Raw genomic sequence first — 14,381 nt, forward strand, 5'->3', positions numbered from 1 at the left:
AGATGCTTCCTAGGCCCGGTGGTACGGGTGGTTACGGGTAATCGACCATGCTCTGTACAGCTGTTCTGCCAGCAGAATTCGCACCAGAGGATGAGGCAAGGTGAGAGGAGAGAGAGACCACTGCTGATCGGCGCGCTGGCGGCAGGGCTCTGCCAGACCGTCCGGACCGCCTACGAGAAAACTCACGTCCCGGCCGTCCTGCTGCCAGCTCTCAAGCTGACTGGCCAGTTTTTCAGTAGACCAGGGACGCCCTGTCACTTCCAGGGCAACGACTCTGTCCTTGCGCCCGGTTGCCGCAAGCACTGCCTCGCTCTCGCGCTGCATCAGCCTGGGGATGTCAGGGTTTTTGCCACGATGAGGCATGGCAATTTCAACCAGCTCAAGTGGCAACTCCGGGGGCATACGACGTGCGTAATCTTCGTAGCCTTTACTGACCCAGTCGGGCATCTTCTGCCCCACACAGATCAGACGCAACCGCATGACTACTCGCTGCCCGCAGCACCGACATCCGGCGCATCGCGCCAGAAGCGCTCCAGATCATAAAACTCGCGGGTAGCGGGTAGCATCACGTGAACAACAACGTCCCCCATGTCCACCAGAATCCAGTCGCTGCCACCGCCGCCTTCTACACTGCCAACACGAACGCCTTTCTCTTTGGCGTCAACGACAACGGAATCCGCAAGGGATCTCACATGGCGGTTGGATGTCCCGGATGCCAGAACCATGAAGTCGGTAACGCTGGTGCGATCCCGCACATCAATAACACTGATGTCCTTTGCTTTTACATCTTCTAGTGCATTCACTATCAGATCTTTTAGTTGCTCTGCCTGCATAATCACCTTGTTGTCCGGGTGCCGGCCGGAATGGCCTCCCGAAAAGTCATAATCAACTGCGATTGTAACACTAAAACTTCTTCACAGGGCATGCTCCATAAAGCCCCATACACTGAATATCTGCCCAAACCGCATCGGGTAAGAGATAACGGGGTGACCGACCACTGCAAATACGTTCACGGATCCCGGTTGCGGAGATATCCAGCCATGGTGGATCCATCTCCAGGATACAACCCGACGCCCGGGTTTCAAGAGCTCCCGCGCTATCAACACCCCGTGCTGCCAATAGCCGGGCTGGCTCACCTGCCGGGTCCAGTTCTGAACCGGGACGCCGCACCACAATAATATGGGCCAGTCGGATAATCTGCTGCCACTCTTTCCACCGGTCAAACCCGGCAAATGCATCCGTGCCTACCACCATAGCCAGTGGCACATCTGCACCCAGCTCGCTGCGCAGCTGTCGCAGGGTATCCGCCGTATAGGACGCACCTTCTCTGCGCAGTTCACGGTCATCAATGCGCAGAAGGGGTTCATCAGCTATCGCTACCTCCAGCAGCTGCAGACGCTGCGCAGCCGTTGCACCTGTTTCTCCCCTGTGAGGGGGAATATGACAGGGCACAAAACTGACAGGCACGCTGCCAAGTCGCTCACCGACCTCCAGCGCAAGACGCAAATGGCCATGATGCACCGGGTCGAAGGTACCGCCGTAAATCACATGCATCGCCATCAGGCCCGGATGTGGCCATCGCCAAACACAACGTATTTTTGCGAGGTCAGACCCTCCAGACCAACAGGGCCGCGGGCGTGTATTTTGTCTGTGGAGATACCAATCTCGGCACCCAGACCGTACTCGAAACCATCGGCAAAACGCGTTGATGCGTTGACCATCACCGAGCTTGAATCAACTTCCGTGATAAATCGCCGGGCACGGGTGTAGTTCTCTGTGATTATGCTGTCGGTATGCTGGGAGCTGTATCGATTAATGTGATCAATGGCTCCATCCAGCCCATCCACTACGCGGATGGCGAGCACCGGAGCCAGATATTCCGCCTCCCAGTCGGCTTCTGTAGCAGGCTTTATATCTGCAAGTATCTCCAGGGTCTGCTCACACCCTCGCAACTCAACACCCTTTTCAATAAACGCTGAGCCCAGAAGCGGCAGCATGTCGGCAGCGACTTCCTCGTCTACCAGCAGGGTTTCCATGGTATTGCAGGTACCATAGCGGTGGGTTTTTGCATTAACAGCTACACGCAATGCCTTTTCCGGATCAGCATGGCTGTCTATGTAAACGTGACACACACCATCGAGGTGCTTGATTACAGGCACACGTGCATCCCGGCTTATGCGCTCGATCAGCCCCTTCCCACCTCTGGGCACAATCACATCAACGTACTCAGGCATGGTAATGAGTTCGCCAACAGCAGCTCTGTCGGTAGTTTTGATAACCTGCACTGCGGATTCCGGCAACCCGGCCTCAGCAAGCCCCCGGGCCAGGCACACGGCAATGGCCTGATTGGAATGAATGGATTCTGACCCACCCCGCAAAATACTGGCATTCCCGGACTTCAGACAAAGACTTGCAGCCTCAACAGTCACATTGGGACGGGACTCATAGATAATACCGATGACACCTAATGGCACACGCATTTTCCCGACCTGAATCCCGGAGGGGCGATAGGTCATGTCGGTAATTGCACCAATAGGGTCGGGTAGAGAAGCCACCTGACGAAGCCCCTCTATCATGGCATCAACACGCGCCGGCGTGAGCTCAAGCCGGTCAAGCATGGCAGCATCCAGGCCACTCTCTTTCCCGTTCGCAAGATCGCGGGCATTTGCTTCAGCCATCTCACTACGGGCGGCGTCCAGAGCATCGGCGGTGGCCAGAAGCGCACGATTCCGCACCTCGGTCGTTGAACGGGCAACAAGCGTCGCCGCTGCCCGGGCCCGCTGCCCCACTTCGGTCATATAAGCTGCAATATCCATCCCTTTACCTTATGTGTTTGCTGCCAGAATTCATGAATAAGCGCCTAACTTTACCTTTCCCGTTTCAAGTACGCACCCCAAACGGATATTATACCGCTACGGTACAACGGGAACCCCGAAAAAGGACGAATACCATGGCCCAGACGGCCGAAAAGTTTTTGCTGAACCGGTTATCACACGCCAGCCTTGCATTTTTCGTGGTCGTGGCCGTGTTATGCGCAATATTTGGAGAGCTGCTCACTGCTGCAAGTGCCGCTGCTGCAGCCGGCATCATTATCAGCGGGCGCAGTTTTCAGTCCGGGCGCGAGGTCAGCCCGTGGCCAACAATTCAAAAACTGTTTTTTGCGGCACTGATATTACTGCTTATGACAAGCTTCTGGACAGGCCCATGGGCGCTCAGCCACTGGCTTTATGGCCTGGTGCTGGTTGCTTTTGCGCTGGTTTCACGAGGAATCGCAACCCTGATCACTGTGGTCATAGTCGTCCTTGCAATGGCTGCGGCACACTGGGCAGAGGGTATTGCTGACCGCCACCAAATGATCAGTGCGTTTCTGCTGACCATTATGCTTTCTGCCGTGCTGATATTCCTGCGGGACTATAAAACCCGCCAGTTGGCCCCTCTCAGGCGTACAGACGAGCTCACCCAGGCTGCCAGCCGCGAATATCTTTCTGCAGACCTGCATAAGGAAATCCAGCGCAGCGAGCGCGAGGGAACTGACATGTCCATCATCATGGTCGGTCTCGACGCCCATGCCAGTGACAACGACCCGGACGAAGACATCCGCTCAATTCTTCCACGGATCGGGCGCTTCCTGCACTCTCAAATACGGGATTTCGATACTTATTACCGGGCAGCAGATCTGCAGTTTCTGGTGATTTTGCCAGGTATAGCCACCCAGGAGGCCATCACTCAGGCTGAAACAATCCGCAAAGGGCTTGGCTCCCTGCTGGAAGCCCATGGTATGAACCTGACTGTCAGCACAGGTATCGCCGGATTAAACATCGGAGATGACGCAAACAGTTTGCATCAGAGTGCAGCTAACGCGCTGAGACGCGCACAGCAACAGGGTGGCAACCGCACTCAGGCCTATAGCTCCCGGACTCCCACCACCAGAGCCCAACCAAATGCTGAAGGATCTGCGCCATGACAGAAACGCGGCTGAGAACCTGGACGCACAGTGTTGGCTATGGCCTGGCCACACTGTTCATTTCCACTTTGGCACTGCAAAACCTTCGCTATGGTTTTTACGAGCTTTTCTACCTGGCCGCCGGCATGGCTACCCTTACGCTTGCGGGTGTTGCCTATACGTTCATCAGCCGCCGGCATCAACTCTCTGCCCCCGGCCACCTGATTATTCTCTCCGGCCTGAACAGCGGCCTTCTGGCGGCCATGCTGACAATGAACAGTACAGGCATTACCCACTGGGCCATGCCTCTGCTGGTGCTTAACCTGTTGATACTGCCACTCCGCCAGGCGCTGGCGCTGTCCCTGCTCCTGCTTACCCCTATGAGCATTCTGCTCTTTGTGAAGCAGCCACCCGCAGACGCTCTCACTGCTATCAGCGGCCTGCTCATTGTCCTGACGGTCGCGGCACTTTACATCTGGAACTACGACCATATGGCACAGTCCGCAGAGGACCTTGCCATTACTGACCCGGTTACAGGCGCCCACAACGCCCGCTTTCTCGACGAAACACTGCAAAAAGAAATCAGCAGGGCAATCGCCACCGGCCACAGTCTTTCAGTGATCAACCTGACCATAGACTACGCTGACGAGGCGACCGATCTCCACGGCAAACCGGGTATGCAGGGGTTATTTTACAACATGACCCAGCATCTGTTCGGAGTAATACGTGCAGGCGACACGCTGTACACCCTGAACGACTCAGAGTTCTTCCTGATCCTGCCGTTTACTCCAGAAGAAGGCGCACGCGTCATTGCCGAGCGCATAAGGCGCACCATCTCCGAGACCCACTGGCCGTTAATCGGGAAAGCTACGGTAAGCCTGGGCTGCACAACACGCAGCAGTAGTGACACCCGCGCCGACACACTTCGAAACCGCGCGTATCAGGCGATGCTTGAAGCCCGCCGTCGCGGAGCTGACTCTGCCTGGTTCAGCCCGGGAGAGACACTCCGTACATGAACAGCGTCTGGCTTACGGATCTGGCCGCGTGGCTTAGTGCCAACCCGGGATGGTTATCGCTCGCGCTGTTCAGTACTGCTTTTGTTGAATCTCTCGCGGTTGCAGGCATTATCGTGCCAGGCGTTGCAGTCCTGTTCGCCATTGCCGCTCTGGCTTCCCAGACTGGCATGCCGCTGATAGCGGTACTGATTTGGGCCGGGCTCGGGGCAATTGCGGGAGACACGGTAAGCTTTGCGATTGGCAGACTTTTTCAGGGCCGGCTGGCAAGTGTGTGGCCGCTGAGCCGTCATCCTGAACTGATTGCCAAAGGCGAACACTTCTTCCATAGCCACGGAGGCAAAAGTGTCATTATCGGGCGCTTTGTAGGACCGATCCGGCCGGTGATCCCGCTGATAGCCGGTGCCCTTCTGATGCCCTGGCGCCGTTTTCTGGCCTTCAACATTGGGTCAGCCATTGGCTGGGCACCGGTTTACATTTTGCCAGGTTTTCTGGTGGGTAGCGCTCTCGCGAGCGAGGTGCAGCCGCCACCTCACTTTTACCTGGTTACCGGCATCAGTCTCGCGACTCTGGCGGCAATCTACGTCATTCTTTTTCGCTTCCAGCTTGGCCTCGCTGAAAATAGCCGGCTTTATCTCTGGCTGCAGCGGAAGATGGCCCAGTATGACGCCACCCACCGCTTCTGGCGCCTTTACACCAATAAGCGCCCGGCACATGAGGGAGAGTTCCCTCTAGCCTCGCTGATGCTGGCTTTCGGCTCCTTTGCCCTGTTTGTTTTCTGGAGCCAGCTTACTGTCATGACAGACATAATCGAGCCTTTCGATCAACTGACCCTGCAATGGTTCAGTGATTTACGCAGGCCATTACTTGATGCACCCGCCATAGCTGCCACACTTATGGGCGACCCGCCGGTTCTTGCGGCAGCGGCAGTACTTGTATGCCTGGCACTGGCGTTCCGGGGCCACTACGCGGCCGCCGCTCATATCCTGCTAGCCGGAGTTATGACCACTGTGCTCGTCTGGGGCCTGAAATCTGCGATCGGCATAGAGCGCCCGGACCAGGTTGTAAGCCCGCCTTCATCCGGTTCTTTTCCCAGCGGACATACTACTGGCATCACCGTCCTTGTTACGCTGCTGGCCAGCTTCGTCGCTGCAGAAACCCGCAAGCGCAGACGCTGGCAAACCTACATACTGATCTCGTTACCACTGATTCCTGTAGCCCTGAGCCGGCTCTATCTGGGCGTTCACTGGTTCAGCGATATTGTGGGGGGGCTATTACTTGGGCTGGCAATTACCGGCGCGACAAGGGCCAGTTTCAGCCGGTTTGACAGAGTTCCTATCGCTCCGGATGTAGTGACTGTTTCGGCAGCACTGGCCTGGCTGATTTTCTGCGGGAGCTACATCTGGCTATTGTGGCCTGACGCCATCCAGAAATATGCGCCGGCTCTGTAAAACCATTAACCCTCGTCCAGAGCCTCAAGCAGCCCCTGCAGACGCTCCAGGCGCGCAAGGGGATCCTGCATTTCCAGCAGGCTCTGCTTTTCCTTCATATCCAGCGGCAGCAACTCGGTCAACCGCCAGCTGACATCACGGGCATCCCCATAATCGACTCGCATACCCAGCCCATCAATAACCGGGTGCTGAAAAAGTGCACGCAACACAGATGGCAGTTCATGAAAAGCCGCGGGGACATTTTCACAAGCTTCTTCAGGCAGAAGCGCGACCTCGCCAAGGTTTAGCCCATCACTCTGCTGCCAGCTTTGCGCGATCGCAACTTTAGCTTCGCCTTCTACGGTAATCCCCAACAAACCGTTATCCAGTTGCTGAAAATCGATAATCCGCACATAGGTGCCAATTTCACAGAAAGACGCAACACGGCCAGTTTCTGCGCCATCACGCAGCAGAGATATAACAAACCCCTGATCATCCTTCAGACAGCGGGCCAGCATATCAATGTAGCGCGGCTCAAACAGCTGCAATGGAATCCTGCCACCAGGCAGCACAATTGAGCCAAGAGGAAAAATCGGGGCTTTCATCGAATGGATAACAATTGCTGAACCTCATCAACCCTTGCCCGCGCTTCAGTCAGAAGCTCAAGACTACGAGATGCGTTCAATTCAAGATCGCCGAGCCTGCGGTATGCTGGCACCTGATCAAACGGAGGCAGACCTTTGCTCTGATTCGAACCAATCATGGCATGGAGCTGCGCAACGATCACCACATCCACCAACTGCGGCTCTGTCTCCCGGCTTTCATATCCCCAGTCTTCCGCATGCCGAACAGCATCTATAAATGCACGAGGGAAAGACCAGCTCTCCAGAACCGCTGTCCCGACATCTGCCCGAAGCTCACTGATGGCATTCTGCAGATTTGCGTCGTCGGCAAACAGGTTTACATGATGCTCCGCCTGTACCAGAACCGGCACTATACCTATGTCATGAAGGAGGCCTGCCAGCAGCGCCTCCTCCGGGTTAAGCCGGGTAGCATGGTCGGCCAGCACCCAGCACAGCGCCGCCACTTCACGGGAATGCCGCCAAAGCCTTTCCATCTCTTTCTGTAGCGATGGCTGGCGACTCTTGAACACCTCCCTCATGGAAAACACAGTCACAAGCTGTCGCGTCGTTCTCATTCCCAGGCGAATGACCGACTCCCGGACATTACGGACATCACTGAACCCACGGTAAAGCGGGCTATTACAGGCCCGAACCAGCTTGGCCGCTATGGAGGGGTCAGCTGACACAGCTGTGGCCACCTGATCTGCTGTTGAATCCTCCCTGTCCACCATGCGCCGCACTTTCCAGGCAACATCAGGGACACTGGGCAGCTTAAGCTGATTGGACCGAAGCTCCGCGTAGAATTCCATCAAAAGATGGTGTTCTTCACTTTCTCCGCCATCACTGCCTTCACCCGAATCCATCTCAACCTGGGCAACTGGAGCAGCCCGCAACAGTTGGTTGAGAACATCCTGCTCTACAACAAGAAATTCACACGAAGTTACAGCGGTACCTTCGTACATCCTTGGTTGCAGTCTGGCAATAGGGTTCAGGGCCTTCTCGGTTTCGGCTTCAACAAGAGTTCTGCGACCATCTACAGATTCCAGTTCTACTTTCCCGGTTACCAGAAAATAGTCCAGACCATCCCGCACGCCGCGTTCCAGTACTCGTTGACCAGGGCCATGAGTTCTGCGTTCAGCGCGACTCGCCAGTAAAACCAGCTGATCATCGGTCAACCGGTTTAGCGGCTGAAACTCTTTCAGACGACGTAGCGGCAGGCTTTCCTGGCTCGCCATAAACAATCTCCTTAATGAGATCAAAGCAGGGCGTTAATTTGTGATATCTGTTACCTATTGTAACCAGCATGCGGGAAAACAACCATGCGCACGGGAGCTAATCTGGTATCCTTTACGGTCTAATCAGTCCTCATCACGTATTTATACAGAGAGATCAGAGCACCATGCCTCAGTATCGTTCGCGGACATCCACCGCAGGTCGCAACATGGCCGGCGCGCGCGCCCTCTGGCGCGCAACCGGCATGAAAGATAACGATTTCGGCAAACCAATTATTGCCGTTGCCAACTCCTTTACCCAGTTTGTGCCTGGACACGTCCACCTCAAAGATCTGGGACAGCTCGTGTGCCGCGAAATCGAGGCCTCAGGTGGTGTAGCCAAAGAGTTCAACACCATCGCAGTAGATGATGGCATCGCCATGGGTCACGACGGCATGCTCTATTCCCTGCCATCCCGCGAAATAATCGCTGACTCTGTTGAATATATGGTAAATGCCCATTGCGCAGACGCGCTGGTGTGCATTTCCAACTGCGATAAAATAACACCGGGTATGCTGATGGCCGCCATGCGCCTGAACATTCCGACCATCTTCGTTTCCGGCGGCCCTATGGAGGCTGGCAAGACCAAGCTATCCGAGCACAAACTGGACCTGGTCGACGCGATGGTTATTGCCGCAGACCCCACCGCCGATGATGAAACAGTTGCAGAGTATGAGCGCAGCGCCTGCCCCACTTGCGGCTCTTGCTCGGGCATGTTTACTGCAAACTCCATGAACTGCCTGGCCGAAGCCATTGGCCTGGCCCTGCCCGGCAATGGCTCTATGCTGGCCACCCATGCCGACCGGGAGCAGCTATTCCTGAAAGCCGGCCGCCAGATTGTAGAGAACGCGAAGCGCTACTACGAACAGGATGATGACAGCGTTCTGCCGAGAAACATTGCCTCCATGGGAGCATTCGAGAACGCCATGATTATGGATATCGCCATGGGCGGATCCACCAACACCATTCTGCACCTGCTGGCTGCCGCACAGGAAGGCGGGGTGCCATTCACCCTGAATGAGATTGATCAACTTTCCCGGCGAGTGCCTCAGTTATGCAAAGTGGCACCGAACTCCCCCAAATACCACATGGAGGACGTGCACCGGGCCGGTGGCATTATGGGGATTATCGGAGAACTGGAACGCGGAGGCCTGATCAATACCGATCTGCCCACAGTTCATAGCAAAACCATGAAAGAAGCTCTGGAAACCTGGGACATCATGCGCACCCCACCTCCAGAGGTTGTTGAGTTCTATAAAGCCGGACCCGCTGGCATTCCAACCCAGACGGCCTTTAGCCAGAACACCCGCTGGCCAAGCCTGGACGGTGATCGTGAGACAGGCTGTATCCGGTCCGTCGAGCATGCATACAGTTCCGAGGGCGGTCTGGCCGTTCTGTACGGAAACATCGCCGTTGACGGCTGCGTAGTAAAAACCGCAGGTGTAGACGAGAGCATCTACGTATTTGAAGGCGTAGCCCGGGTCTTTGAGAGCCAGGACTCCGCCGTTGCGGGCATACTGGCTGACGAAGTCAAATCCGGCGAAGTGGTCATTATCCGCTACGAAGGTCCTAAAGGCGGTCCGGGCATGCAGGAAATGCTATACCCGACCAGCTACCTCAAGTCCAAAGGGCTGGGCAAAGAGTGTGCTCTGCTGACCGACGGACGATTCTCGGGCGGCACATCAGGACTTTCCATCGGCCATGCTTCTCCGGAAGCTGCGGCTGGCGGGGCTATCGGGCTGATTGAAAACGGCGACCGGATCCTTATCGATATTCCCCAGAGGTCTATCAATGTTCAGCTGGACCAGAAGGAGCTTGATCGTCGCCGTGCAGCGCGGGATGCGAAGGGCTGGAAGCCGGAGCTACCCAGAAAGCGTGCAGTATCAGCAGCACTGAAAGCCTATGCACTGCTGGCTACAAGTGCTGACAAAGGAGCTGTAAGAGATCTGGAAAAGCTCGATTAATCCGGATTCTTATATAAAAAAAACCGCGCAGGCCACCTGCGCGGTTTTTTTATACTTCAGAATATCGCAGGGCATCCACCCCTTAAAAACATGGCTGCCGGTCAGAATAACGACCAGCCACCACCCTCTTTTTCCTTAACCGCGCCTTCCTCGGCAGGTTTTGACTTACCAGCTGCTGACTGAACATTTTCAGGCTGGCGAGAAGGAGCAACTGCTGCAACCTGAACATTAATCATGCCCAGCGCTTTTTTTGTTGCCTCATCCAGAATCCCGTTTGCCTGAAGACCATTATCTTTCTGGAAACGAGATAGTTCGGACCGGGTTGCGTCATCCATTCCGGAATCCACATTCACGATATTATATCCTGCTCCGTACAGAGCATTCTTGAGCGCAACCGTCTCATCGGCGAACACTGCAGGCGTATAACCCAACACCATTGCCGTGCCGGCTGCGAGCGCAAAATAACCCATACGGGTGACCGTGTTTTTCATGATCCTCACCTGTTGTACTCCTGATATCTCAGTGATATCCGTTTTTTCCTGTCGCGTGGTGCCGATCTCCACAGGCTAGGGCGAACAGATAAAAGACTAGCACACTTTCATCTCATGTCGCCTTAGTCGACACTACCATCCTGATCTTTGAGCCTCTTCGCTGAACTCCCGGATAAAAATGCCCCAGAAGGCCATAAATAATGCGGCAACCAGCGGGCCCATTACAAAACCGTTGATACCGAACATTGCGATGCCACCCAGGGTGGAAAGCAGCACGATGTAATCAGGTAATTTGGTATCCCGGCCAACCAGTATCGGTCGCAGAATATTATCAGCAAGCCCTATTACGACTACGCCAAATATAGTGAGCACCACTGCCTGAACAACATCACCCACAGCAGCCAGATAGATCGCTGCAGGTACCCACACCAGCGCCGCGCCCACCGCCGGCAATAATGAGAACATAGCCATAACCACGCCCCACAGGAGCGCCCCGCCAATCCCGAGGACCCAGAAAATAATGCCCCCCAGAGCCCCCTGAATGATAGCAATCAGCAGGTTGCCCTTAACCGTCGCGCGGGTTACTTCAGCAAATTTGGCAAATAACAGGCGTTCACGCTCATCCCCCAAGGGAAGTGCACGAATCAGCAAATCAACCAGTTTGCTGCCATCGCGCAACAGGAAGAATGCCAGATACACCATAAGAGCCAGCCCAAGGAAGAACTGGAAGGTGTTCTGACCAACACCCAACGCCTGCTTGGCAAGAAACTGACTGCCGCCTACAAACAGATTGACGACCCGGTCGCGGATTTCGCTAAAGTTGATATCAAACTGAGCCAATAGTGACTGGATAGCCGGGAAGGAGTTGTTCACCTGATCAATATACTCGCCCGGCCTTATCTCTCCGTCCTGAATCTGCTGATATATCCCCAATCCCTCAGCTACGAGAGATGTCACCAGCACCAGTACCGGAATCACCACGATCAGCATGCAGACCGTTAAAGTGATCAAGGCGTTTACATTTGGGCGTTCGCCAAGCCGGCTTACCAGAAACACCTGGAAAGGATAAAAAATCAGTGCAATCGCGATTGCCCAGAAGATAGGCCCAACAAAAGGTTTCATAAGAAACACGAAAGCGAGAGATACGCCAACCAGCATGGCAAGAAAAGTCCGTGTCTCAAGTTTCTCGTACATAATTCCGTTTATCCCAGATATGGTTCAGACGCATATTAGCCTAACATGCCCACATGGCCACTGGCGCACGCTTCAGGTTATAGTTAAAGGTTGTTGATCAGCTATTAAACAGGTCATGGCGTTGGAACTGGAAACCTTTACCACAGAAACAGCCCTGGACGCCGCTGCGGAACTGCGGCGGGTGCTGGCCGCAAGAACTCATCGCCGAAAGATTCTGGGGCAGGAGGTTCTGGTGCCGGGACAGTTGGGAGAGGCTCTGCAACTGCCGCGGATTATAAACCGTCTCCAGAGCAAACAGCAGCGCTTTCGCGATCAGGGGCTGGACGATTTCCATGAGCTGTGGCCAACTCTTTCAGCTACCACGCGTGAAAAAGTACTCAATGCTATCGGCTGGTACGACCCTAAAAGCCTGAACTGGGACGACAAACGCTCCAACCGCCGCCCGGATGTTGACCCGGACGGCGTCTGATTCAAAGCCACAACGCTCTGTTACGCAACTCAAACACATAAAATCTCCAACTGATTTATCCTTTTGTCCTGAAGAGTGTTGTAGCGGTTCCGGAAACTGGAAACCCTGACAATCACGCAACCAATCAGTCAGGACAGTCGATGGCATGCGTATTCTGAGAACCGATGAGGACCGCTTTACGGGTCTCTTGGATTACCCTTTTGTCCCTCACTACCGGGAGGTCGAACCCGGCCTGCGGATGCATTATGTTGACGAAGGTCCAGCAGGTGCATCGCCCGTGCTTATGCTCCATGGAGAGCCTTCCTGGTCTTACCTCTACCGCCACATGATTCCACTGGTGGTTGATGCAGGCCACAGGGTACTGGCGCCAGACCTTGTAGGTTTTGGCAAGTCAGACAAGCCCGCTTCGATAAACGACTACAGTTACAGCCGTCACATGGAATGGCTTAAAAACTGGCTCGAAGCCCTGGATCTCAGAAACATAACACTGGTTTGCCAGAATTGGGGTTCACTCCTGGGTTTGCGACTTGCAGCGGAACTGCCAAACCGGTTCCAGCGCATCATCGTTGCCAATGGCATGCTTCCAACCGGCGACACCCGGGCGCCTGCAGCGTTCACTATATGGAAGGCTTTCGCGACCCACAGCCCCTGGTTTCCGGTCAGCCGGATTGTGCAGCTCGGAACCGAACGTACATTGAACAAACATGAACTTGCGGCCTATGAGGCGCCCTTCCCGTCAACAGAGTACAAAGCAGGCGCACGCGCCTTCCCCAAGCTTGTACCCATTTCTCCGAGCGACCCTGCAAGTAACGCCAACAAGGCTGCATGGAAAGTTCTGGACACCTGGAGGAAACCCTTCATTACCTGCTTCAGCAGCGGCGACCCCATAACCCGTGGAGGAGACCGCTACATGCAGCGCCGCGTCCCGGGCGCACTCGGGCAACCCCACATAACGCTGCGCGGGGGGCACTTCCTGCAGGAAGATTCTCCCGAAGATTTCGCACGGATTATAATTGATGCGCTAAGGGCCGAAATGGCAGCCTGAACCGCTGCCTGAAACCACTACCCGAATACAGTTACAGTCTGGCGACTGATGGCCAGCAACTCACCTCGATGCGTCCAGATCTCGGCATCGTAATGGCAGTAGCCATTACCGGCCTGATCAATTTTTGCCTTATACAACAACCAGTCACCAGCTTCGACTGGCGGCCTGGGATGAATGATATCCAGCGTCCAGGATAACGAACTGGCTGGCACACGAGACTTGAAGTGCTGAAGAACCGGCGCAGGCCATGCATCAATCAATGCCACGATGTGAGCGTCGGTCATAGCCTCAGGCACTTCACGGAACCGCATCCATCCGCCCATCTCACGCCCACTTCCACCCGTGAACGGCAAGCTACCGTATGCCAGGCGCATCTCGATGTACCTGATAAACCCCGGAGTCACACCCTCGATATAGGGCAATCCCTGGCACTGATCCACTGATTTCGCCTCAGGAGCAGACACTCCGTCAATACGCACAGCGGACTCCCTGTCACCGGCAAAACCCGCCAGACAAACGAGCCGGGGCTCTCCGTTCTGGACGATCCTGCCCTCCACCTGGCTCACCGACCTGCCTTCACGCAGAATCTCTGCATCAAAAACAGCCGGGACTCCAGGCTCTACCGGCCCCACAAAAGACACATGCATGGAACGCACAGGCCTGTTTTCAGCAACCATACGCTCCATACGATCAAAAAGCAGACCGGTTACAAGACCGCCAAACGTTGCGCGCCCCTGAGACCAGGTCGCAGGCATTTCCAACTCTTTACCTGTGCGACCGGCGGCAATAATTTCATCAAAGGTCATAGCGCTTTCCTGTTAGCAACCTATCGGAGAAAACAGAAGGTTGCCCAAAATACGAGCGCAACGCAATATTGGCGCCCCGGCAACTACCTACAAACTACGCGCGATTTTACGTATTAAAACTGACAAAAAGCG

Annotated in this window: 15 protein-coding genes; 6 read left to right on the top strand and 9 right to left on the bottom strand. The window is 55.1% G+C overall.

The features are described from left to right. Positions 1-9 precede the first annotated feature (9 nt). The 4 genes from rlmH to CPA50_RS15740 form a co-directional block, all read right to left on the bottom strand. Positions 10-480, bottom strand: coding sequence for a 23S rRNA (pseudouridine(1915)-N(3))-methyltransferase RlmH (rlmH, locus tag CPA50_RS15725; protein ID WP_096783464.1), 471 nt, complete (start codon positions 478-480; stop codon positions 10-12). Positions 481-482: 2 nt separating this feature from the next. Next, positions 483-833, bottom strand: coding sequence for a ribosome silencing factor (gene rsfS / locus CPA50_RS15730; protein ID WP_096783555.1), 351 nt, complete (start codon positions 831-833; stop codon positions 483-485). Positions 834-903: 70 nt separating this feature from the next. Then, a complete protein-coding gene (gene nadD, locus CPA50_RS15735; protein WP_096783465.1) occupies positions 904-1,554 on the bottom strand; it encodes a nicotinate-nucleotide adenylyltransferase in 651 nt (216 codons plus the stop codon). A 5-nt stretch (positions 1,555-1,559) separates the two neighbouring features. Beyond that, positions 1,560-2,816, bottom strand: a complete 1,257-nt coding sequence (locus CPA50_RS15740) for a glutamate-5-semialdehyde dehydrogenase (RefSeq protein ID WP_096783466.1) — start codon at positions 2,814-2,816, stop codon at positions 1,560-1,562. Positions 2,817-2,950: 134 nt separating this feature from the next. Here CPA50_RS15740 and CPA50_RS15745 point away from each other — a divergent pair, with 134 nt between their 5' ends. The 3 genes from CPA50_RS15745 to CPA50_RS15755 are packed head-to-tail and all read left to right on the top strand — an operon-like array spanning position 2,951 to position 6,407. Then, positions 2,951-3,964, top strand: a complete 1,014-nt coding sequence (locus tag CPA50_RS15745) for a GGDEF domain-containing protein (RefSeq protein WP_096783467.1) — start codon at positions 2,951-2,953, stop codon at positions 3,962-3,964. Continuing rightward, complete coding sequence (locus CPA50_RS15750; protein WP_096783468.1) at positions 3,961-4,959, top strand: GGDEF domain-containing protein; 999 nt, start codon at positions 3,961-3,963, stop codon at positions 4,957-4,959. Before CPA50_RS15745 ends, CPA50_RS15750 begins: the two co-directional genes overlap by 4 nt. Then, positions 4,956-6,407 (top strand): phosphatase PAP2 family protein, encoded by a 1,452-nt coding sequence (locus CPA50_RS15755; RefSeq protein ID WP_096783469.1) that lies wholly within the window; start codon positions 4,956-4,958, stop codon positions 6,405-6,407. Before CPA50_RS15750 ends, CPA50_RS15755 begins: the two co-directional genes overlap by 4 nt. A gap of 5 nt (positions 6,408-6,412) precedes the next feature. Here the strand turns inward: CPA50_RS15755 and CPA50_RS15760 are convergent, their stop codons facing one another. After that, positions 6,413-6,991 (bottom strand): LON peptidase substrate-binding domain-containing protein, encoded by a 579-nt coding sequence (locus CPA50_RS15760; RefSeq protein WP_096783470.1) that lies wholly within the window; start codon positions 6,989-6,991, stop codon positions 6,413-6,415. Continuing rightward, positions 6,988-8,244 (bottom strand): HDOD domain-containing protein, encoded by a 1,257-nt coding sequence (locus CPA50_RS15765; RefSeq protein WP_096783471.1) that lies wholly within the window; start codon positions 8,242-8,244, stop codon positions 6,988-6,990. The genes CPA50_RS15760 and CPA50_RS15765 overlap by 4 nt, the downstream gene beginning before the upstream one ends. Before the next feature lie 164 nt (positions 8,245-8,408). Here CPA50_RS15765 and ilvD point away from each other — a divergent pair, with 164 nt between their 5' ends. Beyond that, entirely contained in the window at positions 8,409-10,244 is a 1,836-nt protein-coding gene (gene ilvD, locus CPA50_RS15770) for a dihydroxy-acid dehydratase (RefSeq protein WP_096783472.1), read from the top strand. A gap of 101 nt (positions 10,245-10,345) precedes the next feature. On the opposite strand, the gene CPA50_RS15775 is transcribed toward ilvD, so the two are convergent. Together CPA50_RS15775 and CPA50_RS15780 are read right to left on the bottom strand one after the other, a co-directional pair. Then, positions 10,346-10,735: a peptidoglycan-binding domain-containing protein gene (locus tag CPA50_RS15775; protein WP_096783473.1), complete on the bottom strand. Its 390-nt coding sequence runs from the start codon at positions 10,733-10,735 to the stop codon at positions 10,346-10,348. A 132-nt stretch (positions 10,736-10,867) separates the two neighbouring features. Further along, the gene (locus CPA50_RS15780; protein ID WP_096783474.1) at positions 10,868-11,929 is read right to left on the bottom strand and encodes an AI-2E family transporter; all 1,062 of its coding nucleotides are present in this window, start codon (positions 11,927-11,929) and stop codon (positions 10,868-10,870) included. A 115-nt stretch (positions 11,930-12,044) separates the two neighbouring features. Here CPA50_RS15780 and CPA50_RS15785 point away from each other — a divergent pair, with 115 nt between their 5' ends. Then, on the top strand, positions 12,045-12,398 hold the full coding sequence (locus CPA50_RS15785) for a hypothetical protein (protein WP_096783475.1): 354 nt from the start codon (positions 12,045-12,047) through the stop codon (positions 12,396-12,398). Positions 12,399-12,543: 145 nt separating this feature from the next. Next, the gene (locus CPA50_RS15790; RefSeq protein ID WP_096783476.1) at positions 12,544-13,443 is read left to right on the top strand and encodes a haloalkane dehalogenase; all 900 of its coding nucleotides are present in this window, start codon (positions 12,544-12,546) and stop codon (positions 13,441-13,443) included. 17 nt (positions 13,444-13,460) lie between these two features. Here CPA50_RS15790 and CPA50_RS15795 read toward each other — a convergent pair whose 3' ends face one another. Continuing rightward, positions 13,461-14,249 carry an acyl-CoA thioesterase gene (locus tag CPA50_RS15795; RefSeq protein ID WP_096783477.1) on the bottom strand — a complete coding sequence of 263 codons (789 nt, stop codon included), beginning with the start codon at positions 14,247-14,249 and terminating at the stop codon, positions 13,461-13,463. Positions 14,250-14,381: the final 132 nt, after the last annotated feature.

Source organism: Marinobacter sp. ANT_B65 (assembly GCF_002407605.1).
Classification (GTDB): domain Bacteria; phylum Pseudomonadota; class Gammaproteobacteria; order Pseudomonadales; family Oleiphilaceae; genus Marinobacter.

Excerpts from the sequence above, each read along its gene's own strand:
- rlmH (WP_096783464.1), bottom strand. The coding sequence starts at position 480 with ATGCGGTTGCGTCTGATCTGTGTGGGGCAGAAGATGCCCGACTGGGTC.
- rsfS (WP_096783555.1), bottom strand. The coding sequence starts at position 833 with ATGCAGGCAGAGCAACTAAAAGATCTGATAGTGAATGCACTAGAAGAT.
- nadD (WP_096783465.1), bottom strand. The coding sequence starts at position 1,554 with ATGCATGTGATTTACGGCGGTACCTTCGACCCGGTGCATCATGGCCAT.
- CPA50_RS15740 (WP_096783466.1), bottom strand. The coding sequence starts at position 2,816 with ATGGATATTGCAGCTTATATGACCGAAGTGGGGCAGCGGGCCCGGGCA.
- CPA50_RS15745 (WP_096783467.1), top strand. The coding sequence starts at position 2,951 with ATGGCCCAGACGGCCGAAAAGTTTTTGCTGAACCGGTTATCACACGCC.
- CPA50_RS15750 (WP_096783468.1), top strand. The coding sequence starts at position 3,961 with ATGACAGAAACGCGGCTGAGAACCTGGACGCACAGTGTTGGCTATGGC.
- CPA50_RS15755 (WP_096783469.1), top strand. The coding sequence starts at position 4,956 with ATGAACAGCGTCTGGCTTACGGATCTGGCCGCGTGGCTTAGTGCCAAC.
- CPA50_RS15760 (WP_096783470.1), bottom strand. The coding sequence starts at position 6,991 with ATGAAAGCCCCGATTTTTCCTCTTGGCTCAATTGTGCTGCCTGGTGGC.
- CPA50_RS15765 (WP_096783471.1), bottom strand. The coding sequence starts at position 8,244 with ATGGCGAGCCAGGAAAGCCTGCCGCTACGTCGTCTGAAAGAGTTTCAG.
- ilvD (WP_096783472.1), top strand. The coding sequence starts at position 8,409 with ATGCCTCAGTATCGTTCGCGGACATCCACCGCAGGTCGCAACATGGCC.
- CPA50_RS15775 (WP_096783473.1), bottom strand. The coding sequence starts at position 10,735 with ATGAAAAACACGGTCACCCGTATGGGTTATTTTGCGCTCGCAGCCGGC.
- CPA50_RS15780 (WP_096783474.1), bottom strand. The coding sequence starts at position 11,929 with ATGTACGAGAAACTTGAGACACGGACTTTTCTTGCCATGCTGGTTGGC.
- CPA50_RS15785 (WP_096783475.1), top strand. The coding sequence starts at position 12,045 with ATGGCGTTGGAACTGGAAACCTTTACCACAGAAACAGCCCTGGACGCC.
- CPA50_RS15790 (WP_096783476.1), top strand. The coding sequence starts at position 12,544 with ATGCGTATTCTGAGAACCGATGAGGACCGCTTTACGGGTCTCTTGGAT.
- CPA50_RS15795 (WP_096783477.1), bottom strand. The coding sequence starts at position 14,249 with ATGACCTTTGATGAAATTATTGCCGCCGGTCGCACAGGTAAAGAGTTG.